This is a genomic window from uncultured Candidatus Thioglobus sp., from assembly GCF_963981275.1.
Classification (GTDB): Bacteria; Pseudomonadota; Gammaproteobacteria; order PS1; family Pseudothioglobaceae; genus Thioglobus_A.
Genome location: NZ_CAXCCZ010000009.1, coordinates 1 through 23,354, shown reverse-complemented (window position 1 = coordinate 23,354; position 23,354 = coordinate 1). Strand labels below are relative to the sequence as shown.

General features: G+C 39.9%; 20 protein-coding genes. 9 read left to right on the top strand and 11 right to left on the bottom strand.

Translation table 11 applies throughout. From position 1 onward, the window contains the following. Positions 1-2: 2 nt before the first annotated feature. Together ABNR88_RS02580 and ABNR88_RS02575 are read right to left on the bottom strand one after the other, a co-directional pair. On the bottom strand, positions 3-1,151 hold the full coding sequence (locus ABNR88_RS02580) for an alpha-hydroxy acid oxidase (RefSeq protein WP_291927786.1): 1,149 nt from the start codon (positions 1,149-1,151) through the stop codon (positions 3-5). Positions 1,152-1,183: 32 nt separating this feature from the next. Next, positions 1,184-1,939 (bottom strand): FCD domain-containing protein, encoded by a 756-nt coding sequence (locus ABNR88_RS02575; protein WP_348669943.1) that lies wholly within the window; start codon positions 1,937-1,939, stop codon positions 1,184-1,186. A gap of 191 nt (positions 1,940-2,130) precedes the next feature. Here ABNR88_RS02575 and ABNR88_RS02570 point away from each other — a divergent pair, with 191 nt between their 5' ends. From ABNR88_RS02570 to ABNR88_RS02550, 5 genes are all read left to right on the top strand, one after another. Further along, positions 2,131-3,216: a TRAP transporter substrate-binding protein gene (locus ABNR88_RS02570; RefSeq protein WP_291927792.1), complete on the top strand. Its 1,086-nt coding sequence runs from the start codon at positions 2,131-2,133 to the stop codon at positions 3,214-3,216. A 111-nt stretch (positions 3,217-3,327) separates the two neighbouring features. Further along, entirely contained in the window at positions 3,328-3,945 is a 618-nt protein-coding gene (locus ABNR88_RS02565) for a TRAP transporter small permease subunit (protein WP_291927795.1), read from the top strand. Then, positions 3,945-5,342: a TRAP transporter large permease subunit gene (locus ABNR88_RS02560; RefSeq protein ID WP_291927798.1), complete on the top strand. Its 1,398-nt coding sequence runs from the start codon at positions 3,945-3,947 to the stop codon at positions 5,340-5,342. Before ABNR88_RS02565 ends, ABNR88_RS02560 begins: the two co-directional genes overlap by 1 nt. Positions 5,343-5,345: 3 nt before the next feature. Then, positions 5,346-6,227, top strand: coding sequence for an AEC family transporter (locus ABNR88_RS02555; RefSeq protein ID WP_291927801.1), 882 nt, complete (start codon positions 5,346-5,348; stop codon positions 6,225-6,227). A 96-nt stretch (positions 6,228-6,323) separates the two neighbouring features. Continuing rightward, positions 6,324-7,439, top strand: coding sequence for an alanine--glyoxylate aminotransferase family protein (locus tag ABNR88_RS02550; protein WP_291927803.1), 1,116 nt, complete (start codon positions 6,324-6,326; stop codon positions 7,437-7,439). A gap of 60 nt (positions 7,440-7,499) precedes the next feature. On the opposite strand, the gene ABNR88_RS02545 is transcribed toward ABNR88_RS02550, so the two are convergent. Beyond that, positions 7,500-7,733 carry a YfhL family 4Fe-4S dicluster ferredoxin gene (locus tag ABNR88_RS02545; RefSeq protein ID WP_291927806.1) on the bottom strand — a complete coding sequence of 78 codons (234 nt, stop codon included), beginning with the start codon at positions 7,731-7,733 and terminating at the stop codon, positions 7,500-7,502. 120 nt (positions 7,734-7,853) lie between these two features. Between ABNR88_RS02545 and ABNR88_RS02540 the strand changes: the two genes are divergently transcribed. From ABNR88_RS02540 to ABNR88_RS02525, 4 genes are read left to right on the top strand one after another with little or no spacing between them, the layout of a single operon-like run. Further along, the gene (locus ABNR88_RS02540) at positions 7,854-8,852 is read left to right on the top strand and encodes a peptidylprolyl isomerase (RefSeq protein WP_291927809.1); all 999 of its coding nucleotides are present in this window, start codon (positions 7,854-7,856) and stop codon (positions 8,850-8,852) included. Between the two features lie 6 nt (positions 8,853-8,858). After that, a complete protein-coding gene (gene mraY, locus ABNR88_RS02535) occupies positions 8,859-9,944 on the top strand; it encodes a phospho-N-acetylmuramoyl-pentapeptide-transferase (RefSeq protein WP_291927812.1) in 1,086 nt (361 codons plus the stop codon). Continuing rightward, positions 9,945-10,397: a dCMP deaminase family protein gene (locus ABNR88_RS02530; protein WP_348669939.1), complete on the top strand. Its 453-nt coding sequence runs from the start codon at positions 9,945-9,947 to the stop codon at positions 10,395-10,397. It abuts the gene before it with no gap. A gap of 2 nt (positions 10,398-10,399) precedes the next feature. Further along, a complete protein-coding gene (locus ABNR88_RS02525; protein ID WP_291927817.1) occupies positions 10,400-11,968 on the top strand; it encodes a peptide chain release factor 3 in 1,569 nt (522 codons plus the stop codon). 3 nt (positions 11,969-11,971) lie between these two features. Here ABNR88_RS02525 and ABNR88_RS02520 read toward each other — a convergent pair whose 3' ends face one another. The 8 genes from ABNR88_RS02520 to ABNR88_RS02485 all read right to left on the bottom strand — a co-directional run bounded on the left by ABNR88_RS02520 (position 11,972) and on the right by ABNR88_RS02485 (position 23,057). Beyond that, a complete protein-coding gene (locus ABNR88_RS02520; protein ID WP_291927820.1) occupies positions 11,972-12,214 on the bottom strand; it encodes a DUF6868 family protein in 243 nt (80 codons plus the stop codon). 143 nt (positions 12,215-12,357) lie between these two features. After that, entirely contained in the window at positions 12,358-14,943 is a 2,586-nt protein-coding gene (gene gyrA / locus ABNR88_RS02515; protein WP_291927823.1) for a DNA gyrase subunit A, read from the bottom strand. 130 nt (positions 14,944-15,073) lie between these two features. After that, positions 15,074-16,129, bottom strand: a complete 1,056-nt coding sequence (locus ABNR88_RS02510; RefSeq protein WP_291927826.1) for a 3-deoxy-7-phosphoheptulonate synthase — start codon at positions 16,127-16,129, stop codon at positions 15,074-15,076. A gap of 4 nt (positions 16,130-16,133) precedes the next feature. Continuing rightward, positions 16,134-16,925, bottom strand: a complete 792-nt coding sequence (folE2, locus tag ABNR88_RS02505) for a GTP cyclohydrolase FolE2 (RefSeq protein WP_291927830.1) — start codon at positions 16,923-16,925, stop codon at positions 16,134-16,136. A gap of 2 nt (positions 16,926-16,927) precedes the next feature. Next, complete coding sequence (queD, locus tag ABNR88_RS02500) at positions 16,928-17,299, bottom strand: 6-carboxytetrahydropterin synthase QueD (RefSeq protein WP_053950964.1); 372 nt, start codon at positions 17,297-17,299, stop codon at positions 16,928-16,930. 75 nt (positions 17,300-17,374) lie between these two features. Next, the gene (gene parC, locus ABNR88_RS02495) at positions 17,375-19,612 is read right to left on the bottom strand and encodes a DNA topoisomerase IV subunit A (RefSeq protein WP_291927838.1); all 2,238 of its coding nucleotides are present in this window, start codon (positions 19,610-19,612) and stop codon (positions 17,375-17,377) included. An 89-nt stretch (positions 19,613-19,701) separates the two neighbouring features. Next, on the bottom strand, positions 19,702-22,500 hold the full coding sequence (gene gcvP, locus ABNR88_RS02490) for an aminomethyl-transferring glycine dehydrogenase (RefSeq protein WP_291927841.1): 2,799 nt from the start codon (positions 22,498-22,500) through the stop codon (positions 19,702-19,704). 218 nt (positions 22,501-22,718) lie between these two features. Further along, on the bottom strand, positions 22,719-23,057 hold the full coding sequence (locus tag ABNR88_RS02485; protein WP_348669937.1) for a histidine triad nucleotide-binding protein: 339 nt from the start codon (positions 23,055-23,057) through the stop codon (positions 22,719-22,721). Between the last annotated feature and the right edge of the window lie 297 nt (positions 23,058-23,354).

Genomic DNA, 23,354 nt, shown 5'->3' with positions numbered 1-23,354 from the left:
GTTTATTGGCCGATTAGATGGTTTGGAAAGTCTTTTACTTGCTCGCATGCAACTTGCTCCATAACTTGTTGTAGTTGACGTTTAAGCATGGTGAAAGTATGATTTCCGCCTTGCTTACCAAGTGCGCCAACACCATACATTGGCGCTCTACCTACAAAGGTAAAATCTGCACCAGAGGCTAATGCATTAGCAATATCAGGCCCCGAGCGCAAACCAGAATCCATCATGATTTTAATTTTTCCTTTGTAAGCTTGCAAGGTGTCAAGCGAGGCGATAGTGGATCGCCCACTATCCAGTTGACGTCCACCATGATTAGACACAATCAAACCGTCAAGTCCAAGTTTGATGGCAAGATCTGCCTCCTCAGGATTGACAATACCTTTGATAACTAGATTGCCTTTCCAAGCATCTCTTAAAGCTTTGATTTTGTCCTGAGTTAAGCGCCCTGAAAATGTTTTATTCATAAACATTCCCAAGTGCTTCATATTTAAACCTTTAGGGATATAAGATTTCATGGTTTTAAACTCTGGCACGCCTGCTACCAGTTGAGATAAAGACCAATTAGGATGCGTACACATTTGCATGATATTATCAATTGTCATTCTAGGTGGAATCGATAAACCATTTTTTATCTCCTTAGGGCGATAGGCAAACGTTGGCGTATCAGCCAAAATCACCAGCGTACGACAACCCGCATTCCAAGCGCGCTCTAATAGCTTATCTCGAAGATCGTTATCAACCGGATGATAAAGCTGAAACCAAAACTTGCCGCTGGTGATATCTGCTACGGTTTCAATACTAGCAGTACCTACCGTGGAGAGTACAAACGGAAGGTTATGATCAGAGGCAGATTGCGCTAGAATCTCACAAGATTTTGGCCACATCAGACCTTGTAAGCCAATCGGCGCCATGCCAAAAGGTGCATCATAAGTTTCACCGAATAATTCAGTTTGCATATTGGCATTTTTATAATCACGGAGATAATATGGTTGCAATTGAATATCTCTAATTTCTTGCGTGTTACGCTGCAGGTTAATCTCAGAAAAGCAGCCGCCATCAAGGTATTCAAATGCAAATTTTGGCATCCGTTGCTTTGCCTTAATACGCAGTGCATCGGTACTGGGGTAGTTACTATTAAAATAATCTGTCATATTTTCCGTCCTGTTACCATCTATTCTATTAATCAATCACCAAGCAGTGAAGACTGTAATTTATGTCTGTTTAACCTTTCATTTTCTCTATCTAGATTATGAATAGATTGATCAACAAACTTTAAATGCTCATTGGCCGCATCCCTAGCATCATCTGCACGACCATCAATCACAGCTTGCATTAATTTGTAATGCTGGTTATGTAGCGGCTCTCCAATTTCACTATTGGCATAAAATTTATCCAAATTATTAGCAATACTCATTCTTAGTACTTTAAACAAACTCCTCATAATATGCAATAAAACAATATTATGAGAAGCCTCAACAATGGATAAGTGAAACAATGCATCTGCCTGAGCTTCTTCATTCGAACTACCCTCTTTGCCATGCATCTCATTCAAGACTGCAAAAGCTTGCTTAATCTTGTTTTTATCTTCCTCTGTTGCACGTTGTGCTGCAGAATATGCGGCCAAACTATCCAAAGAACACCTAACCTCTAAAATATCATAACGAGAATTTACATTATTTTTAAGCATGTCGAGCAATGGATCAGATAATTCGGAGCTCAGTGTTCTCTTTACATAAGTGCCACCACCTTGAGTGGTTTCCAGCAAACCCTTATAAACCAGTATTTGCTTCGCTTCTCTAAGAGAGGGCCTAGATACACCTAATTTTTCAGCTAACATTCTCTCTGCCGGCAACTTATCTCCAAGCTCCAATATCCCATCCAAAATCATAGATTCTAGCTTTTTAGCAATATCTTCTGCAACGGTACTTTTCTTATTCATTATATGGTCTTACCAATTAAATTAAGTGAATTCTACTATATTTTTAGCTGTAATAACCTTTATTTATATAAAAAATCATAATAAAAAAATAATTCTTGACACTTGCATAATTTTTATATACTATATATTGGACTTACCAATTTACCAAAAATAAATCAGTAAGGAAAAATATAACTAAAAGAGAGGAAAATATGAAAAATTCAATAATTAAACTAAGCACTGCGGTTGCCATTGCCGTAACAATGGCATCAGCCCCTGTCGTTGCTGAAAAAAGAGTAACACTTAAACTACCTGTATGGTTTGGCACCCATTTAACCGGTTTGGGCTCAACACCTAAATGGTTTGCTGATAATATCAATAGCTCATCAAACATTACAAAACTAAAAGTTAAAATCTATGAGCCAGGAAAACTTGTTCCTGCTAAAGAGATTTTAGAATCTGTTTCAAAAGGTCAAGTTAATGCAGGCTGGTCAACACCCGGATACAACACGGGATTACTAGGCACCAAAGCCTCTATTTTCTCGGCAGTGCCTTTTGGCCCTGATGCCCCTGAGTTTTTAGCCTGGGTATATTACGGCGGTGGTAGAGATTTATGGCAAAAACTGTATGATGATAATGGCTATAACGTACACGCAGTACCCTGTTCAATTATTTCTCCAGAAACATCTGGCTGGTTCTCTAAAGAAATTAAAGGTCCTGAAGATTTAGATGGATTACGCATGAGATTCTTCGGATTAGGCGCACTGGTTATGGAGAAATTAGGTGTATCAACATCACTACTATCTTCTAAGGAAATATTCCCAGCACTAGAAAAAGGTGCCATCGATGCAACTGAATTTTCAATGCCAGCCATTGACAAATTACTAGGATTCCACAAGATTTTAAAACACAACTACTACCCAGGTTGGCATCAACCTGCCACTATGTTTGACTTGCTAGTTAACAAGGATACGTGGAAGAATATGAGCTCTGCACAGCAGAATGTCGTTGAAACCACATGTAAAGCTGCCATGCTTGATGGATTAGCAATGGGTGAGGCGATTCAGTTCCCTTATATGGAGTCTAATGCCGAAAAAGGTGTGACAAACCATTACTGGTCTAAAGAAATGCTAGCTTTATTCAAAGAAAAATGGGATGAGGTTGTTGCAGAAGAAACTGCAAAAGATCCAGAATTTGGTAAGATTTACGCAGAATTGATGAAATTCCGTAAAGGCTACGGAGTTTGGAATGAATGGGCATTTTTACCACGCCCAGGTACGGAAAGAATAAGTAAATAGTACTAACTAAAAATAGCAGGATTATGTCCTGCTGTTTTTATTCTAAGTATGTTTTACTATGGTTATATAATTGAAAAACATACTTAGAATAAAAAAAACAAGGATTTATTTATGCAAGAAAAAATGCAAAATAATTATGCTCGCATACCAATTGTTTCGTTTCTAAATAAAATTGTTACAAAAGTTGCGGAAACCACTGCTTGGCTAAATGTGGCTCTTATACTGATTATCCTAACTCAGGTGACACTCAGATATGGCTTTCACAATGGGCTTGTTGCTCTAGAAGAGTTAATTTGGCATTTATATGCCGTTGCATTTATGTTTGGCATATCGTATGCAATTACAACAGATTCCCATATTAGAGTGGATATTATCCATGCCAATATGTCGATAAAATCCCAAAGAATTGTTGAAATTTTAGGAATATTATTGTTGTTAATGCCTTTTATTGTTATTATTCTAGATCATAGCTTGGGGTGGGTTTCTGAGTCTTATCGAGTTTTGGAATCATCATCAAACCCTACTGGTCTTTCTTACCGATGGATTATAAAGTCCATCATTCCAATCTCTTTAGTTTTAATGTTTATCGCAGCGCTAGCCAAACTAATCGAAGAGTCTATTTTTCTTATTTCACACAACAACATACGTAATCATACGCCTGGTAGAGTTTCAATGATAAAGCACTTATTTAGCCCACAATTTCAAAACAATAACCAGGAGAAAAACTAATGGATTTCCAACCTGAATACTATCTTGTTATAGCGATGTTTGTTTCATTTATTGCTTTAATTTTTACCGGATTTCCAGTTGCCTGGGTGTTGGCTGGTGTTGGTGTCGCATTTACTGGAATCGCCTGGTGGAGTGATAACATTATGGAATGGACTGGTACAGGTCTTGACTACAATACGCTTGGCCTGCTTACGGGAAGAGTGTTTAATATTATGGATAATTGGGTATTAGTAGCACTACCCATGTTTATCTTCATGGGCCTAATGCTTGATAAATCAGGGGTGGCCGAACAAATGATGAAATCTATGCAAAGATTGTTTGGTAATGTCAAAGGTGGTCTGGCCATTACAGTTACCTTAATTGGTATTATTCTTGCCGCCTCCACTGGAATTATTGGCGCCTCAGTTGTACTACTGGGACTAATGTCACTGCCAGTTATGCTCAAACAAAATTACGACAAGCCTTTGGCACTTGGCACTATTGCCGCCTCTGGCACGCTTGGAATTCTCATTCCACCCTCTATTATGCTTGTCATTATGGGTGATCAGCTCGGTGTTTCGGTAGGAGACCTATTCATGGGTGCGGTTTTTCCAGGAGTTATTCTTGGCGTTTTATACATTACTTATATTTTAATTTATTCAAAACTATACCCAGAAAAAGCACCACTTGCAGCCGACCATACAGAGATTCATTTAGGCGATGTCTTGCGAGTAATGCTAGATATTATTCCACCAGCGTTATTAATATTAGCGGTCTTGGGTTCTATTTTCATGGGCATTGCAACCGTTACTGAAGCCTCAGGGATTGGCGCCCTAGGCGCAACATTCTTATCGGTGGCTTATAAACGCTTGAATTTTAGCGTCATAAAAGAAGTGGTTATTAACACCATGAACACCTCGGCCTACATTTTTGCTATATTTATTGGCGCTACTATCTTTGCATTGGTTCTTAGGGAGTGTGGTGGAGATGAGCTGATAGAGTCTTCATTAAACAGCATGGGGCTTGGTCCATATGCACTTATTGGTGTTGTATTACTACTCATTTTTGCACTAGGATTCTTCCTAGACTGGATTGAAATTAGTTTAATCATTCTGCCTTTATTGGGTCCAGTTATTGCCGGACTTGACTTGGCGGTTGATGGCTATGGTGTGGTGGACAATCCAAACTTAGTGTGGTTTGCACTACTGGTTGCGGTTACACTGCAAACCTCATTTTTAACGCCACCAGTAGGGTTTGCTATTTTCTATCTAAAAGGCGTGTGCCCTGATGGTGTAAAATTAACTGACATATACAAAGGTGTTTTTCCTTTTATCATCCTTCAATTAATTGGTCTTGGGCTTGTATTTTCCTTTCCGCAGCTTGTTACTTGGCTCCCCTCCGTCGCTTATGGAAATTAACCAATGTTGATTAATGTTTTTAACATTATTTCTCCCATTTTATTTATCGTACTAGCGGGATATTTATATGCCAGAAAATACCCAACAGATATGTCGGTTGCCAACCGACTGACAATCAACATCTTTGTTCCAGCGCTAATTCTTTCTATTCTGGTTAGTAAAGATTTTTACCTTCTTGATTATCAATCACTTGCTATTGGTGCACTGGGAGTAATATCAATATCAGGGTTGTTAGCTTGGGCGTTTGCAAAACTAATGAAGTTTGATATCAAAACATTTGTACCGCCCATGATGTATGCAAATTCGGGAAATATCGGCCTACCTCTGGCGCTATTGGCTTTTGGAAAACTAGCCATACCGGCCGCCATTATTTTATTTATTGTGGAAAATACCTTGCATTTTAGTGTCGGTATCAAAACTATTGACAGGAGTGCCTCATTCATTAAAGTGTTTAGCATTCCTATGGTATTTGTTAGCATATTAGGCATTTTGCTTAGCTTGACAGAGGTCACAATACCAGCAACCTTATTAACCCCTTTAACCATGATTGGTGAAATAGCTATCCCACTTATGCTATTTTCACTGGGCGTTCGACTGGTTAATATAGACTTTAAGGATTGGAAAGTTGGCCTTATTGGTGCAATTTTTAAACCGCTTTCTGGTCTTATTGCTGTTGTCTTAGTCATGCCGTGGATTAATTTAAACGAACTAAATAGTGCGCTACTCATTATTTTTGCCATACTACCACCAGCTGTTTTAAACTTTATGGTTGCAGAAAAATATGATCAAGAGCCTAAAAGTGTCGCATCAATCGTTCTTATTGGAAATTTATCCAGTATTATCACCCTGCCCATTGCGCTTTATTTCTTACTGCCAACAATCTAAAAAATACCCTTAACCAAAGCGTGAGATAATTAAATAAAAAGTCTTCGAGCAAGTAATTATAATAGTCTACTTGAACTTTTTAAAAAACAAGAAATCATGAAATCATTTAATCCGCCAGTAAGAACTTTAATGGGTCCAGGACCTTCTGATGTACATCCTAGAATTTTATCAGCTATGGCCCGACCAACGATTGGCCATCTAGACCCTGCTTTTGTTGGCATGATGAACGAAACCAAAGAAGGCTTAAAGTACATCTTTCAAACTGAAAATGAACTAACTATGCCAGTTTCGGCGCCAGGTTCTGCTGGCATGGAAACTTGCTTTGCCAACCTTGTTGAGCCAGGTGATAAAGTTGTGGTGTGTATTAATGGTGTTTTTGGTATGCGCATGAAGGAGAATATCACACGCTTTGGTGGCGAGGCAATCGTTGTTGAGGATGATTGGGGTGCAGCCGTATCAACAGATAAAGTTGAGCAAACACTAAAAGAAAATCCAGATGCAAAAATCCTAGCCTTTGTCCACGCAGAAACCTCTACTGGTGCTCAATCTGATGCCAAAGCACTATGTAAGATTGCCCACGACAATGATTGCATCACTATTGTAGATGCGGTGACATCGTTAGGCGGTAGTGAGTTACGCGTTGACGAATGGGAAATTGATGCCATTTACTCAGGCACACAAAAATGTTTATCTGCTATGCCTGGCATTTCACCAGTGAGCTTTAACGAACGCGCACTTACAAAAGTTAAAGACCGCAAAACAGCTGTCACCTCTTGGTTCTTGGATCTAAATCTCGTCATGGGCTACTGGGGTGAAGGCGCTAAACGTACCTACCATCATACGGCACCAGTTAATACACTTTATGGCTTGCACGAATCTTTAGTGATGTTATCAGAAGAGGGTTTGGAAAATTCTTGGGTTCGTCATCAGAAAAACCATGAAGAGCTAAGAAAAGGGCTTGAGTCGATGGGTATTAACTTTTTAGTTGATAAAGCTGATCGTCTTCCACAGCTTAACTCTGTTTTCATTCCGGAAGGTGCAGATGATGCACAGGTTCGTGCAACTTTGTTAAACGACTACAACTTAGAAATCGGTGCAGGACTTGGTGCTTATGCAGGAAAAGTGTGGCGTATTGGCCTTATGGGCCACTCCTCTAGAAAAGAGAATATTGCCTTATGCCTAGCAGCACTTAAAGACGCTTTGGGTAAATAGTTTTATCCATTCAACAAAAAGGCGACCTTCTGGTCGCCTTTTTTAATGCAAGACTAAATTTTATTTCAACTTAGCTAGCAACTCTTCTTCTGTTTCTTTACGATCCGGATCAGGCAGGCAACAATCTACCGGGCAAACCTCAACACATTGCGGCTCATCGAAATGACCAACACACTCAGTACATAAGTCGCCATCAATTTCATAAATCTCATCACCCATAAAAATTGCATCATTCGGGCACTCTGGCTCGCAAACATCGCAATTGATACACTCATCGGTAATTAATAAAGACATGAATTTCTCCTAATACAAAACAATAATAAATTTAGCAATATTTTACCGTATTGTTACCCTTATTTTTATCGTGTTTTGAGGTATCATCAATGGCTGTATTTCCATGGTAAAAATATCCTTATGTTGCGTCTATTTATCTTTTTTTCAGCTGCGTTAATATCGCTTTCTTCTCAAGCACAACTAGCAAATGGCCTATATGCGAACTTGCATACTAACCAAGGCGATATCGTTGTTCAACTTGAATTTGAAAAAACCCCTTTAACAGTTATTAATTTTGTTGGCTTAGCTGAGGGCAAAAAACACTCTAACATCCAAACTGGAAAGCCTTTTTACAATGGCCTGAAGTTTCACCGTGTTATTGATAATTTTATGATCCAGGGTGGTGATCCAAAAGGTAACGGCACTGGCGGACCTGGTTATAAATTTATGGATGAAATTACCGATTTAACCCATGATAGTGGTGGCATTTTGTCAATGGCAAACTCTGGCCCTAATACCAATGGATCCCAGTTTTTTATCACCCACACAGCCACACCCTGGTTGGACGGAAAACATACAATATTTGGACATGTTGTCAAAGGTATGAGCGTGGTTAACAGCATTAAACAGGATGACTTCATCCGTAAAGTTAAAATTATCCGCATTGGTGATAAAGCTAAAAAATTCCAAACCAATGAAGCGGCATTCGATGCGGCCAATGCTGAATATACCAATCAAGCAAATAAAAAACTCACTCAAAAGAAAATCAAACTTGAAAAGTTTACTCAAGCGCACTATAGCACTGCCAAATTAACTGATCAAGGTCATTTTGTTGAAATTAATCAAGCCGGTAATGGCAGTACACCTAAAAAAGGTGATTTAGTAAAAGTCAGCCTTTCAATCGACTTAGATGATGGCACCAACATGCGTCAAGCAGGAGAGCCTTTGCCTTTTGCCGCAGGATCTGGCACTATCATCAGCATCATTGACACTTCAGTATTAAAGATGCGTGTTGGAGAAAAGCGCACGCTTATTGCACCCTATTATCAAATCTATGGTGATAGTGAGCGTGGCAACTTATCATCAGACAGTATTTTAATTTTTAAATTAGAATTGTTATCCATTAACGACATTGAGTAATACAATATGTTCTTAGAATTAATCGCTCTATTAACTCAATTCGACTCCGGATTTGGTGTTCTTAACTATCTAACACTTAGAGCTGTGTTAGCTATGCTCGCTTCGCTATTGATTAGCTTGGCACTTGGACACTATTTTATTAAAAAATTGCATTTATATCAAATTGGCCAGGTTATCCGCACTGATGGCCCTCAATCTCATTTATCCAAATCAGGCACTCCAACCATGGGCGGTGTCATGATTTTGTCTGCTTTTATTATTAGCTCATTAGTTTGGGCGGACTGGTCTAATCATTATTTATGGATTGTGCTTGCCACAGCCGTTATTTTTGGTGCCGTTGGATTTGTTGATGATTATTTAAAAATCAAACGCAAATCTTCGGACGGTCTAAGCTCGCGTAAAAAAATATTAGGCCAATCTTTAGGTGCTATTATTATCGGAATATGGATTGTGACCGCTATAGACAATCCTATCCAAACCCAACTACTCATCCCATTTTTCAAAGATATCGCCATTCCACTAGGCATAGTTGGCTTTTTGGTGTTAGCGTACTTCGTCATTGTTGGCAGCTCTAATGCGGTTAATCTAACAGATGGGTTGGATGGGTTGGCCATCATGCCCGTTATTCTTATTTCTAGTGCTTTAGCCTTATTCTCTTATATTAGTGGCAATTACAACTTTGCCAACTATCTCAATATGCCGTTTATGCCTGGAACGGGGGAGTTGTTCGTCATTTGTAGCGCTTTAGTGGGTGCAAGTCTTGGTTTTTTATGGTTTAACACCTACCCTGCTGAAATTTTCATGGGTGATGTTGGCTCTCTTGCGCTGGGTGCCATTTTGGCGGTGATCGCCATTCTCTTACGTCAAGAAATTCTGTTATTTATTATGGGTGGTGTTTTTGTAGCAGAAACCCTTTCAGTTATCATTCAAGTTGCTTACTACAAACGCACCAAAAAACGTTTTTTCTTAATGGCACCCATTCATCATCATTTCGAGAAAAAAGGCATCTCTGAGCCAAAAATTATTGTACGTTTTTGGATGGTTACCTTAATCTTAGTCTTGGTCAGTCTTGCATCTATTAAAATACGTTAAATGAATGCACTGGATAAATGGGATAAACGTTACTTAGGATTGGCAGCCGAGGTATCTACTTGGTCAAAAGACCCTTCAACTCAAGTTGGCGCTGTCACTGTTGGCAGTAAAAAAGAAGTATTGTCTCAAGGCTTTAACGGCTTTCCGCGTGGCATTGATGATTCTGATGAGCGTTACAATAATCGTGACACCAAATACAAACTGGTAGTCCATGCTGAAATGAACGCCATTTACAACGCCACTTATTCTGGCACTTCTTTGGATGGTGCAACTTTGTATGTCTACGGCCTACCTATTTGTTCAGAATGCGCCAAAGGCATTATTCAAGTAGGCATCAAAAAAGTTGTTGTTGAAAAATCAAAAGAACTTGATAACTGGAATGAGAGCGTTCAACTTTCAAAAGTCATGTTCGACGAAGCTGGTGTCGAGCTAATCATTACCCATAAAAACTAATTATGTCTGAAGTTTCCAAGCGTCGCACTTTTGCGATTATCTCTCATCCCGATGCCGGTAAAACTACCGTCACTGAAAAACTACTTTTATACGCAGGTGCGATTAAAACAGCAGGTAGTGTCAAGGCAAGAAAAGCCAGTACGCACGCCACCTCTGACTGGATGGAAATGGAGAAAGAAAGAGGTATTTCAATTACCTCTTCCATTATGCAGTTTGAATATGACAATCACGTTATCAACTTACTTGATACACCAGGTCATGAAGACTTCTCTGAAGATACATATCGCACTCTAACTGCGGTTGATTCAGCTCTAATGGTGATTGACGTTGCCAAAGGTGTAGAGATGCGCACCATTAAACTCATGGAAGTATGTCGTTTACGTGACACTCCAATTTTGACTTTTATCAACAAGCTTGATCGTGAAGGTAAAGAGCCTATTGATTTGATGGATGAGGTAGAAACAGTTCTTAATATTGAGTGTGCGCCAATTACCTGGCCTATTGGAATGGGTAAGCGATTCAAAGGTGTGGTGCATTTACTAGAAGATAAAGTATATTTATACGAAGCTGGCAAAAACTCTGAAATTGGTGAAAATATCATTATTGACGGGGTTGATAATCCACAGATTGACGAAATATTAGGCTCTGATATTGCTCAAGAGATGCGTGATGAAGTGGAGCTAATTACTGAAACCACAACGCCATTTGATTTAGAGGCGTTTTTAAACGGCAAACAGACGCCAGTTTTCTTTGGTTCAGCCATTTCAAATTTTGGTATTCAAAATTTACTTGATGGATTTATTGAATATGCACCAACCCCAAAAAATAGGGAATCTGATGTTCGTGAAGTGACGCCAGATGAAGCTAAACTTACAGGCTTCGTATTTAAAATACAGGCAAACATGGATCCAAAACACCATGACCGCTTAGCTTTTATGCGCATTGTGAGTGGTGAATACAAAAAAGGCATGAAAGTTTTGCAAGTAGCCACTGGAAAACAAATCAAGATTGCCAATGCGGTTACCTTTATGTCGCGTGAGCGTTCAAGCGCTGAAGTGGCTTATGCGGGTGATGTCATCGGTATTCACAATCATGGTGGCATTAGCATTGGCGACACCTTTACCCAAGGTGAAAAGCTTGAATTTAAGGGTATTCCTAATTTTGCACCAGAGCTATTTCGTCGTGCTCAACTCAAAGATCCTCTAAAAGCTAAAGCTCTACAAAAAGGCCTAGATCAACTCTCAGAAGAAGGCGCAACTCAAGTTTTCAGACCAATTATCAATTCTTCTCAAATTTTGGGCGCCGTTGGTATTTTGCAATTTGATGTGGTGGCGCATCGACTAAAATATGAGTATGGTGTTGATTGTCAATTTGAAGCAATTGCTGTTGCAACAGCGCGTTGGGTAACAGGTGATGACAAAGATATTCAACAGTTAAAAGCTAAAGCGGGCAATAATGTGGCGATCGACTCAGCTGGCATGCTGACTTACTTGGCACCTTCCATGGTCAACCTGCAGCTTACTATGGAACGCCATCCAAATCTCACATTCTCCGCCACTCGAGAACATTAACATCTAGTCGATCAACATTAGTGCAATATAAGGTGTCAAATTAAAAATAAAGATTAGCAATTTGTACAAGCCAATACCGCCATAATGTATGACATTAAAGCTATCTTTAGAAATTGGAATCCAGTAAGTATGTATCCGATAAACATACTCGTTTGCATATTTCATCATCCATACCCATAACAACAATACAGAAAAATGAACAACCAAACTCCAAGCTAAAAAACTTTGTAGCGTTTGTATTGTCATCCTTAAACTCCTTTAGTTTTTTTAAAAAACGGCATTCATTACATCATACTACTGAAATCTCATTTTAAATTGATGCAAATCAGTTTATCCAAAAAAAATGCCACTGAATTCAGTGGCATTTAATGTTCAACATACTCAGGAATTTACTCTTCTGCAACTTCCTCTTCTGAATCATCATTTTCAGTTTCAGCAATTTTAGCCACTGACACCAGCTTCTCAGCTTTGGCAATATTGATAAGCGTAACCCCTTGGGTGTTACGGCCAATAATTGACACGTCAGCTGCTCTAGCTCTAACTAGAGTGCCTTTATTAGAGATTAGCATCATTTCATCTTCATCTGTTACTTGAATGGCACCTACAACTTTACCATTACGCTCCGAGGTTTTAATGGAGATAACGCCAGATCCACCGCGAGCTTGTACGCGATATTCTTCAAGCTCGGTACGCTTACCATAGCCCTTTTCAGTGGCAGTAAGAATTGGACTGGCGTTATCAGCAATAATTGCTGAGACAATTTCATCATCAGCCAGCTTCATACCGCGAACACCAATAGCAGTTCGACCAACTGCACGCACATCTGATTCTTTAAATCTGATCGACTTGCCGTTTGCTGAGAACAACATAATGTCATTTTCACCTGACGTGATATCCACACCTACCAGCTTATCTCCATCACGTAATTCAATAGCAATAATGCCGCCTTTTCTTGGGCGGGCGAAGTTGGTCAATGAAGTCTTTTTACAAGTACCACTACTGGTCACCATAAACACGAATTGATCATCGGTAAATTCTGATACTGGCAAGATGGCGTTAATTACTTCATCCTTTTCCAGTGGCAGTAAATTAATAATAGGCTTACCTTTGGCGGTGCGAGATGCCATTGGCAATTCATATACCTTAAGCCAATGTACTTTTCCAGCTGAGGAGAAGCACAAAACAGTATCATGAGAATTGGCTACAAATAATTGATCGACAAAATCCTCATCCTTCATCTTAGTGGCCGCCTTACCCTTGCCACCACGACGCTGAGCTTGATAATCACTTAGTGATTGCGCTTTAACATAGCCACCATGAGAAAGTGTAACGACACGATCCTCTTGGGCAATTAGATCTTCCAATGTCAGGTCAATTTTGTGTTCGATAATTTCAGTCATACGCGCATCTGCAAATTCATCCCGAATTTCAATCAATTCGTTGCGAATTACCTGCATAAGACGATCTGGGTTTTGCAAAATGTCGAGCAAATATTTAATACGCTCTAATAATTCATTAAATTCATCGAATATTTTGTCTTTTTCTAGGCCTGTTAGGCGGTGAAGTTTAAGATCTAGAATGGCTTGTGCCTGCTTATCTGAAAGTTGATAATCACCACTGGCCTGCAAGCCAAGCTCAGCTGGCAAGTCTTCTGGCTTAAACATCGCCATATCTCGATCACCAATTAGCTCTTTAATGACTGAACCCTGCCAAGTTTTGGCAACCAAAGAAGCTTTAGCCTCTGTTGGATTTTGTGCCACTTTAATCAGAGCGATAATATCGTCAATATTGTGCAGTGCAACGGACAATCCTTCTAATAAGTGTGCACGATTTCTGGCTTTATTAAGATCAAAAATAGAACGACGGGTGACCACATCTCTTCGGTGTGAGATGAACGCTTGAAGGATATCCTTAAGCTTCATTAGCTTAGGCATACCCTTATCGATTGCCACCATATTGATACCAAATACGGTTTGCATTTCTGTAAGCTTGTATAGGTTATTAAGCATTACCTCAGGCACTTCTCCTCGACGAAGCTCAACCACCATACGCATGCCATCTTTATCAGATTCATCTCTAAGGCCGGTAATGCCATCAATACGCTTATCTTTAACGAGTTCTGCAATCTTACCAATCAACTTAGCCTTATTAACCTGGTACGGCAATTCAGTGACAACAATACTTTGCTTATCTTCACCTTCTACATGCGATACAGATCGAAGATAAATCTTACCCTTGCCAGTTTCATAGGCTTGACGAATACCACTAGCGCCGTTAATGATTCCAGCTGTCGGGAAATCTGGCCCTGGCATAACTTCTAGTAGTTCGTCAATAGTAACGTCTTCATTATCAATAGTTCTAAGGCAAGCTTCAATCACTTCATCTAAATTATGAGGTGGAATATTGGTTGCCATGCCCACAGCAATACCTGAAGAACCATTAACCAAAAGATTTGGTACACGAGTTGGCAAAACACCCGGTTCTGACTCTGAACCATCATAATTATCAATAAAATCAACCGTGTCTTTTTCAAGATCTCGCAATAATTCGTGAGATAACTTAGTCATACGGATTTCGGTATAACGCATTGCTGCAGCTGAATCACCGTCAACAGAACCAAAGTTACCTTGACCGTCAACTAAGATATTGCGCATTGAGAATGGTTGTGCCATGCGCACAATGGTATCGTATACGGCAGTATCGCCATGAGGATGATATTTACCAATTACATCACCCACAATACGGGCTGATTTTTTGTAAGATTTGTTGTAGTCGTTGCCGAGTACATCCATTGCGTACAATACGCGGCGATGAACAGGTTTTAGCCCATCTCGCACATCTGGCAATGCACGCCCAACAATGACACTCATGGCGTATTCCAAATAGGAATCGCGCATTTCATCTTCAATGGTAACGATTGGGAAAGTTGGCTCGAAAGCCTCTAGATTTTCAGTGTTTATCGTATCATCTGACATACAAAAAATTGCTTAATTAAACGAGCTTTTATTGTACCCTAAACGACCTTATTTACGCAATAAAAAAGCGTAAATAAGGTTAGTTTATTATAAAAAATTTAACAGCCTAAATTGTTGTTAAATCAATCAGTTAAGTGTTTTTAGTTTGCACTGATTGTGCCAGAATTTTAAGCAAGGTTTCGGTATCTTCCCAATTGATACAACTGTCAGTAACACTAACGCCATATTCAAGAGAATCCAGTGGGCCAATCGCTTGATTACCTTCATTGATATTTGACTCAATCATAACGCCAAAAATTTTGTCAGAGCCTGATGCAATTTGGCCAGCAACATCTTCACCGACTTTTAATTGATTTTTGAATTTTTTCTCGCTATTGGCATGCGAAAAGTCCACCATAACACGATGATTTAGACCTTCACTCAATAATTGCTCAGAAGCATTATCAACATGAGAAGCTTTGTAATTCACCCCATCAGATCCGCCACGCAAAATGATGTGAGTACTTTCATTGCCTGAAGATGTGTAATGACTCACGCCACCCTCTTTGTTAACCGAGAGCAAGTGGTGAGGACTACAAGCAGATTTAATCGCATCAATCGCAATTCTCAGTGATCCTGTTGTACCATTTTTAAAACCAACAGGGCAAGATAACGCAGAGGCCAACTCACGGTGTGATTGACTTTCTGTTGTACGTGCACCGATTGCACCCCAAGAAATAAGATCAGAGATATATTGCGGGGTAATCAAATCAAGATATTCCACGGCAACTGGCATAGCCATATCAGCAATGTCAGTAAGCAGATGTCGTGCAATCTTCAAGCCCTTATCAATATTAAAGCTTTCATTTAAATCTGGGTCGTTAATCAGGCCTTTCCAGCCGATTGTCGTGCGTGGTTTTTCAAAATACACGCGCATCACAATAAACAAATCTTCTTTCAGTTCATCTCGCAATGCAACTAATTTTTTTGCATAGTCACGTGCAGCCTCTGAGTCATGAATCGAACAAGGACCAACAATGACCATCAGTCGCTTATCTTGGCCTGACAAGATGTTAGCAATGGTTTCACGTGCCTGAAAAATACCAACAGAACCTTGCTCACTCAATGGATATTGCTCCATTAATTCGCTAGGTGCCATAATTGGCGCGCTTGAAGTAATTCTTAGATTGTCAGTATTATATTTCATGGTTTTATTTCTGATTTTCGATCAAAGCGTAGGCCGAGTGATTATGAATTGATTCAAAATTTTCTGACTCAAGTCGATAGTAATTAATATTGTCGTTAATATTTAAATCTACAGCAATATCGCGCACTAAATCCTCAACAAACGCAGGGTTATCATACGCTCTTTCAGTCACCACCTTCTCGTCTTCTCGCTTAAGGATTGCGTAAAGTTCACAAGATGCTTTTTTCTCAGCAAGATCAATCAAATCCTCTAGGTGTAAAGTCTTTCCAGCGGACGCTTTAGCCTTAATGGTAATATGAGAACGCTGATTATGAGCACCATATTTTGAAATACTTTTAGAGCAAGGACATAAACTAGTGACTGGCACCACAACTTTCATCATCACTTCAACAACACCTTTTTCAAGCGAGCCGTATAAAGTCACCTGATAATCCATCATTGATTCAACCCCTGACGAAGGTGCCTTTTTCTTTCTAAAAAATGGGAAATTTAGAACAATATGTGCAGTTTCTGACTCTAATCGGTCACGGACTTTTTCAATAATTCGACCAAAATTGTTGCTATTAAACTCACACGGACCTTCGTTTAAAATCTGAATAAAACGCGACATGTGCGTACCTTTAACATTTTCAGGTAAAGTTACCGTCATGGTAAAGTTACCCACAGTTGGCGACTTATTGCCGTCACGATCTACGTAAGTAATAGGGTGTGAAATATCTTTAATACCCACCCTATCAATGATAATTTGACGGGTATCTAAGTTATTTTGAGTATCAGGCAAATCACAAGATTTCATGATTAATCCTCCGAATAGGTGACAGACGCTCGAAGTGTTTCCCAAATGGTTACTTCTTTGACTCGAACATCTTGATTATTAATGAGTTGACCAACTTCTTCATAAAAATATTTGGCAATATTTTCAGCTGTCGGATTAAGCTCATCAAAAGGTGCAACATCATTCAAATATTGATGATCCAGCCTTTTAACGACGACTTTAGTTTGTTGTTTAATTTCTCGAAAATCGATCGCCATACCGACGTCATCAAGAACTTTAGAGGCGACAAGCACTTCTACCTGCCAATTATGGCCGTGCAGACGGGAACAGTCTCCTGGGTAATTTCTCAGCGAGTGAGCCGAGGCGAAATCAGTAACAATTTTTAGGACGAACATTTCGGAAAAATTGGCAAAAAGATTAATTATACCTTTGATAGCGACACTATTACACCTTGAATCAAAGAGTGATTATTACTCGACCGCCTCAATAGAGTCTACCCCTTGATACCCTTTTGGCAATAAATTACCTCGACGAGCTCTTGCTCCGACATAATTTGTCAAATCTTGAAACTTAATAGTTAGATGGCGCTTACCCGCATAAACTCTAAGATTTTGTGTATCCAATAGAACACAAATGCCAACAACAAACTCTTCTCTAGCCTTAAGATCTTTCGCCGGGATTTGAATCAATTTATTACCCTTGCCTTTAGATAAGACAGGTAATTCAGATACTAAGAATACTAAAAGTCGTCCACGATTAGTCACCACAGCAACATATTGACTCTCTAAATCATCAACCTTAACAGCTTTCATTACTTGAGCACCAGCCGGCAAACTTAGTGAGGCCTTACCCGCTTTCTTCTTGGAAAGCAGGTCGCCAATCGTACCAATAAACCCATAACCAGCATCAGAAGCAAGCAAGATATGCTGAGCATCATCACCCATCACTACATCAACAAATTCTGATCCTGTTGGCGGCGAAAGTCTTCCCGTTAGTGGCTCGCCCTGGCCTCGTGCACTAGGCAGAGAATTAGCCAGTAATGAATACGAACGGCCAGTAGAGTCAATAAAAATGGCATTTTTGTTACTACGCCCTTGAACACTAGTTAGGTAGTTGTCACCTGATTTATAATTAAGTGCTGTTGGGTCAATATCATGACCTTTGGCGCTACGCACCCAGCCTTTATCACTAAGCACCACCGTGACATTTTCAGCCACAACCAAGTCATCCTCATTAAATGCTTGAGCAATGCTCACATCAGCTTTAAGACAAGACCGACGCTCATCACCAAAGTCATCAATAATGGCTTTTAACTCTTTTTTGATGTAGGTTTTTAAACGTGTATCACTAGACAGTAACAACTCTAATTTCTCTTTTTCAGCATTTAACTCTTCTTGCTCTGATTGGATTTTAACTTCTTCCAATTTGGCAAGGTGGCGCAACTTTAGCTCTAAAATAGCTTCAGCTTGAATCTCGCTAAGCTTAAAGTGCGCCATCAAAATTGGCTTTGGCTTGTCGTTTTCTCGAATAATAGCGATCACTTCATCGATATTCAAAAAAGCAATTAACAAACCCTCTAAGATATGCAAACGTGCCAAAATTTTATCTAAGCGATAATTAAGTCGCTTAGTAACAATTTGGGTTCTGTACGTTAGCCACTCTTTCAGCATTGGCACTAAAGGCTTTACTTGTGGCTTACCATCTAGACCAATCACATTCATATTGACGCGATAATTCTTCTCAAGATCGGTAGTGGCAAATAAGTGCAGCATCAAGCTGTCCACATCCACCCGATTTGAGCGTGGAACAATAACGATGCGAGTTGGGTTTTCATGATCAGATTCATCGCGAATATCATCCACCAATGGTAGCTTTTTAGCTCGCATTTGGCTTGCTATCTGGGTAATCACCTTGGAGCCGGAAGTCTGAAATGGTAAGGTCTCAATGACAATATCACCATCTTCTTTTTGATACGTGGCACGCATCTTCACTGAGCCATGGCCCGTTTCATAAATCTGTCTCAAGTCTTTTGTGCTAGAGACAATATTGGCATTAGTTGGGTAATCTGGTGCTGGAATGATTTGCATAATCTCATCCAAATCACTCGATGGCTTGTCTAAAAGTTGAATACAAGCATTCACAACTTCTGTCAAATTATGCGGTGGTACGTCCGTTGCCATGCCTACGGCAATACCTGAGGTACCATTAAGCAATAAATTCGGCACTTGTGCAGGTAGGTTTTGAGGCTCTTGTAATGAGCCATCAAAATTATCCGTCCAAGTTGCTGTGCCTTGGTTTATTTCTGAGAGCAGTAAATCTGCATAACGAGACAACTTGGACTCGGTATAACGCATAGCAGCAAAAGATTTCGGATCATCAGGTGCACCCCAGTTTCCCTGACCATCAATAAACGGATAACGATAGGAAAAAGGCTGTGCCATGAGCACCATCGCCTCATAACAAGCACTATCACCATGTGGATGAAACTTACCCAAGACATCACCCACGGTACGTGCAGATTTTTTAAACTTAGCAGTAGACTTAAGCCCCAACTCACTCATCGCATAAATAATACGGCGTTGTACCGGCTTGAGGCCATCGCCCACAAACGGCAAAGCACGATCAAGAATGACGTACATAGAATAATCAAGATAAGCGCGCTCTGAAAACTCTGCAACGCTTTGCTGCTCAAGGCCGATTTGGCTCATTTTCCCCCTGGAAATAACGGTTTTTTAATTTAATAAAAACCTGAAGTTTTGAGCTATTTTAATGCAACTTTCAGATGAGAAAAGTTAAATTATGCAAAGTCTTGCGTTGTAACACAAGAACAGAAAAGGTTTCGATCACCATAAACATTATCAATACGTTTAACCGGTGGGAAATATTTATTCACCACTAAAGACTCAACAGGATATAGTGCCTCTTGCCTTGAATAAGGATAGCTCCATTCTCCAGCCATTTCGTATGCCGTATGCGGCGCATTTTTAAGTGGATTATTGTCTTTATCCCACTCACCTGAAATAACCTTTTGAATCTCAGTGTGAATACTTGTCATTGCCGTAATAAATCGATCCATCTCATGTTTTGATTCACTCTCCGTTGGCTCAATCATCAACGTGCCTGCGACTGGAAAACTCATGGTCGGCGAGTGGAAGCCATAATCCATCAAGCGCTTAGCAATATCTTCCTCAGAAATTCCGCTCTGTGCCTTAAGAGGTCGAATGTCAATAATACATTCATGAGCCACCATACCCTGATCACCACGATACAAAATTGGAAAACTCTGCGCCAATTCATTGGCAACGTAATTAGCACTCACAATCGCAATCTCGGTAGATCTTTGCATGCCATATTTACCAAGTAGCTTAATGTAACTCCAAGAGATTGGCAAAATTGAGGCAGAGCCGTACATTGCTGCCGATACTGCATTTGAATTTTTTTCTAATGGGTCACCGGGTAAAAACTCAGCCAAATGCGCCTTAACACCAATTGGACCCATTCCCGGGCCACCACCACCATGCGGAATGGCAAAGGTTTTGTGCAGATTGATGTGTGACACATCGGCACCAAACTCACCCATACGAGTAATGCCCACCATAGCATTAAGATTAGCACCATCTAGATAAACCTGGCCACCAGCCGCATGAATAATTTCACAAATTTGTTTAATTTCAACTTCAAATACACCGTGTGTTGACGGGTACGTCACCATAATGGCTGAGAGCTTCTCAGCGTGCTTTTCAACTTTAGCTTTTAAATCCTCAACATCAATATTACCCGCTTCATCACACTTAACAATAACTACTTTCATACCCGCCATCACCGCACTTGCAGGATTGGTGCCATGCGCTGAAGAAGGGATTAGGCAAATATTACGATCAAAGTCTCCACGAGACTCGTGATACGAATGAATCGCTAAAAGACCTGCAAACTCCCCTTGAGAGCCGGCATTGGGCTGTAATGACACCGCATCATAACCCGTCACTTCACACAATGCATGCTCTAAATCTTTAAATAATTGTTGGTAGCCCAGTGTTTGATCTTCAGGCACATAAGGGTGTAATTTTGAAAAACCTGGTAGGCTAATTGGGTACATTTGCGTTGCCGCATTTAGCTTCATGGTGCAAGAGCCAAGCGCAATCATCGAATGATTAAGCGCAATATCCTTATTCTCTAGGCGCTTTAGGTAGCGCATCATTTCAGTTTCCGAGTGATACTGGCTAAATACAGGATGTGTTAAATAAGTGGATTTACGCAACATATCTGTTGACAATAGTGGCTCGGAGTCGCTTAATCCATCCACTGAAAAAATAGCCAATAGCGCTAATAATTCAGCTTCTGTTGTGGTCTCATCAACTGCGATAGTTAGCTGATTATCAGCTAGCAACCTAAGATTAATATTCTGCGCTTGAGCTTTTTCAAATAAAGCTTTAGCTTGATCGGTAGCGATAGTAACGGTATCAAAAAACTGCTCAGTCGCCAACTCAAAGCCTGCAGATTTTAAACTTGTCGCCAAACTACTCGCCTTAATATGCACCTTGGTCGCAATTTTTTTAAGCCCTTTTGCGCCATGATAAACACCATAAGCCGCAGCTAGAACGGCCAACAAAACTTGCGCCGTACAAATATTACTGGTTGCTTTGTCACGTCGAATATGTTGTTCACGAGTCTGAAGTGACATACGCATTGCCGGATTGCCGGCCACATCTTGTGAAACACCAATCAATCGTCCTGGCACCATGCGCTTAAACTCATCACGTGTTGCTAAAAATGCAGCGTGCGGTCCGCCAAATCCCATTGGAACACCAAAACGTTGGGAATTTCCCACGGCAATATCAGCACCCATTTCAGCTGGTGTTTTAATTAGTGTTAATGCTAATAGGTCACAGGCAACAATAGTTAGCACACCCGCTTCTTTTGCTTTGGCAAGGTCGTTCGTCAAATCACGCACTTCGCCATTCGTACCTGGGGATTGTAAGAGTGCTGCAAAACAATCAGAAAAGTCATTGTTTTGAATATTCTCAACAACCAGCTCAATACCAAGTGGCTTGGCACGGGTTTGTAAAATGGTGATAGTTTGTGGATTAGTATTTTGATCAATCAAGAATCGATTAGATTTATTTTTACGATTAGCGCGCTTGGCCATCATCATCGCTTCTGCAGCAGCTGTTGGCTCATCGAGTAATGAGGCATTAGAAATATCCATGCCCGTTAGGTCAATAATCATTTGCTGGAAGTTAAGCAACATTTCTAAGCGACCTTGAGAAATCTCTGCTTGATACGGTGTATAAGCCGTGTACCAACCAGGGTTTTCTAAAATATTACGCTGAATAACGCTAGGCATTAACGTGCCGTAATAACCTTGGCCGATAAAATTCGTTGCCAAGATATTTTCACTGGCAAGCTTAGTTGCCAATTCTAAACTATCACGCTCGGTCAATCCTTCATCCACTAGCATACGATTGCCAAATAAAATAGAATCTGGCACGGTTTTAGAGACTACTTCATCGACTGTTTTACAGTTGATGCTATTTAGCATAGAAGCGATATCATTAGCACTTGGGCCGATGTGCCTGTCTAGGAATTCGTTGCTCATAAGATTTTCAACATTAAAATAAATTCAAGCTATAAATTTTATCTTATTTGACAATCATAATTTTGATAGATATTGTCATAAAAAATAAGGTTTTACATTATGAATAAAGCAAGCCTAAATTAGCAACCACTTTAATAAAACACTCCTTGCATTCCTCTCAGGGGGGGGTTGCTGTAAATCACCAGCACAAGATGAATAAAAAGAAGATGTGACTAACGCTAGCCTGGTGGCCAAGATAATGAGCGACCACCCAAACAATGAAGATGGATATGATAAACCGTTTGCCCGCCATCTTCATTGCAGTTCATCACCACACGATAACCCTCATCAGCAAAGCCTAAATCCTTGGCAATTTTGCTTGCTGTTAATGACAATTTGCCAATTAATGCCGGATCACTCGCTTCATTAAGTGTTGAAATGTGCTGCTTGGGAATTACCAAAAAATGGTGTGGCGCTTGTGCGCCAATATCGTGAAATGCATATACATCCTCATCTTCAAAAATTTTATTCGACGGAATATCACCTTTAATGATTTGACAAAATAAGCAATCAGACATAATTAATAAACCTTGTGATTAAATTTTATAATGAAGATTATAGCATTTAACAAAGCACTTTTCTCGAGGCTCTATTTGCAGATAAAACGACAATAAATAACGCAATAAAATGCCAGAAATCTTATTTATACTGGCGTAAATACCACCAACCAAACACCTTTTTAGCTATATGCATCAAACGACAATTTGGCAACATTAACCCACCTTTTAAATTTCGAGAAACATACATGCCTTTATTGTTCGAATCCACAATGCACATCAGCTCAATTTTGAAGGTATGGCTAGAATCTTTACCGT

What these genes read in the sequence shown, in the direction of transcription:
- ABNR88_RS02580 (WP_291927786.1), bottom strand. Translation starts at nt 1,151, where the DNA reads ATGACAGATTATTTTAATAGTAACTACCCCAGTACCGATGCACTGCGT.
- ABNR88_RS02575 (WP_348669943.1), bottom strand. Translation starts at nt 1,939, where the DNA reads ATGAATAAGAAAAGTACCGTTGCAGAAGATATTGCTAAAAAGCTAGAA.
- ABNR88_RS02570 (WP_291927792.1), top strand. Translation starts at nt 2,131, where the DNA reads ATGAAAAATTCAATAATTAAACTAAGCACTGCGGTTGCCATTGCCGTA.
- ABNR88_RS02565 (WP_291927795.1), top strand. Translation starts at nt 3,328, where the DNA reads ATGCAAGAAAAAATGCAAAATAATTATGCTCGCATACCAATTGTTTCG.
- ABNR88_RS02560 (WP_291927798.1), top strand. Translation starts at nt 3,945, where the DNA reads ATGGATTTCCAACCTGAATACTATCTTGTTATAGCGATGTTTGTTTCA.
- ABNR88_RS02555 (WP_291927801.1), top strand. Translation starts at nt 5,346, where the DNA reads ATGTTGATTAATGTTTTTAACATTATTTCTCCCATTTTATTTATCGTA.
- ABNR88_RS02550 (WP_291927803.1), top strand. Translation starts at nt 6,324, where the DNA reads ATGAAATCATTTAATCCGCCAGTAAGAACTTTAATGGGTCCAGGACCT.
- ABNR88_RS02545 (WP_291927806.1), bottom strand. Translation starts at nt 7,733, where the DNA reads ATGTCTTTATTAATTACCGATGAGTGTATCAATTGCGATGTTTGCGAG.
- ABNR88_RS02540 (WP_291927809.1), top strand. Translation starts at nt 7,854, where the DNA reads ATGTTGCGTCTATTTATCTTTTTTTCAGCTGCGTTAATATCGCTTTCT.
- mraY (WP_291927812.1), top strand. Translation starts at nt 8,859, where the DNA reads ATGTTCTTAGAATTAATCGCTCTATTAACTCAATTCGACTCCGGATTT.
- ABNR88_RS02530 (WP_348669939.1), top strand. Translation starts at nt 9,945, where the DNA reads ATGAATGCACTGGATAAATGGGATAAACGTTACTTAGGATTGGCAGCC.
- ABNR88_RS02525 (WP_291927817.1), top strand. Translation starts at nt 10,400, where the DNA reads ATGTCTGAAGTTTCCAAGCGTCGCACTTTTGCGATTATCTCTCATCCC.
- ABNR88_RS02520 (WP_291927820.1), bottom strand. Translation starts at nt 12,214, where the DNA reads ATGACAATACAAACGCTACAAAGTTTTTTAGCTTGGAGTTTGGTTGTT.
- gyrA (WP_291927823.1), bottom strand. Translation starts at nt 14,943, where the DNA reads ATGTCAGATGATACGATAAACACTGAAAATCTAGAGGCTTTCGAGCCA.
- ABNR88_RS02510 (WP_291927826.1), bottom strand. Translation starts at nt 16,129, where the DNA reads ATGAAATATAATACTGACAATCTAAGAATTACTTCAAGCGCGCCAATT.
- folE2 (WP_291927830.1), bottom strand. Translation starts at nt 16,925, where the DNA reads ATGAAATCTTGTGATTTGCCTGATACTCAAAATAACTTAGATACCCGT.
- queD (WP_053950964.1), bottom strand. Translation starts at nt 17,299, where the DNA reads ATGTTCGTCCTAAAAATTGTTACTGATTTCGCCTCGGCTCACTCGCTG.
- parC (WP_291927838.1), bottom strand. Translation starts at nt 19,612, where the DNA reads ATGAGCCAAATCGGCCTTGAGCAGCAAAGCGTTGCAGAGTTTTCAGAG.
- gcvP (WP_291927841.1), bottom strand. Translation starts at nt 22,500, where the DNA reads ATGAGCAACGAATTCCTAGACAGGCACATCGGCCCAAGTGCTAATGAT.
- ABNR88_RS02485 (WP_348669937.1), bottom strand. Translation starts at nt 23,057, where the DNA reads ATGTCTGATTGCTTATTTTGTCAAATCATTAAAGGTGATATTCCGTCG.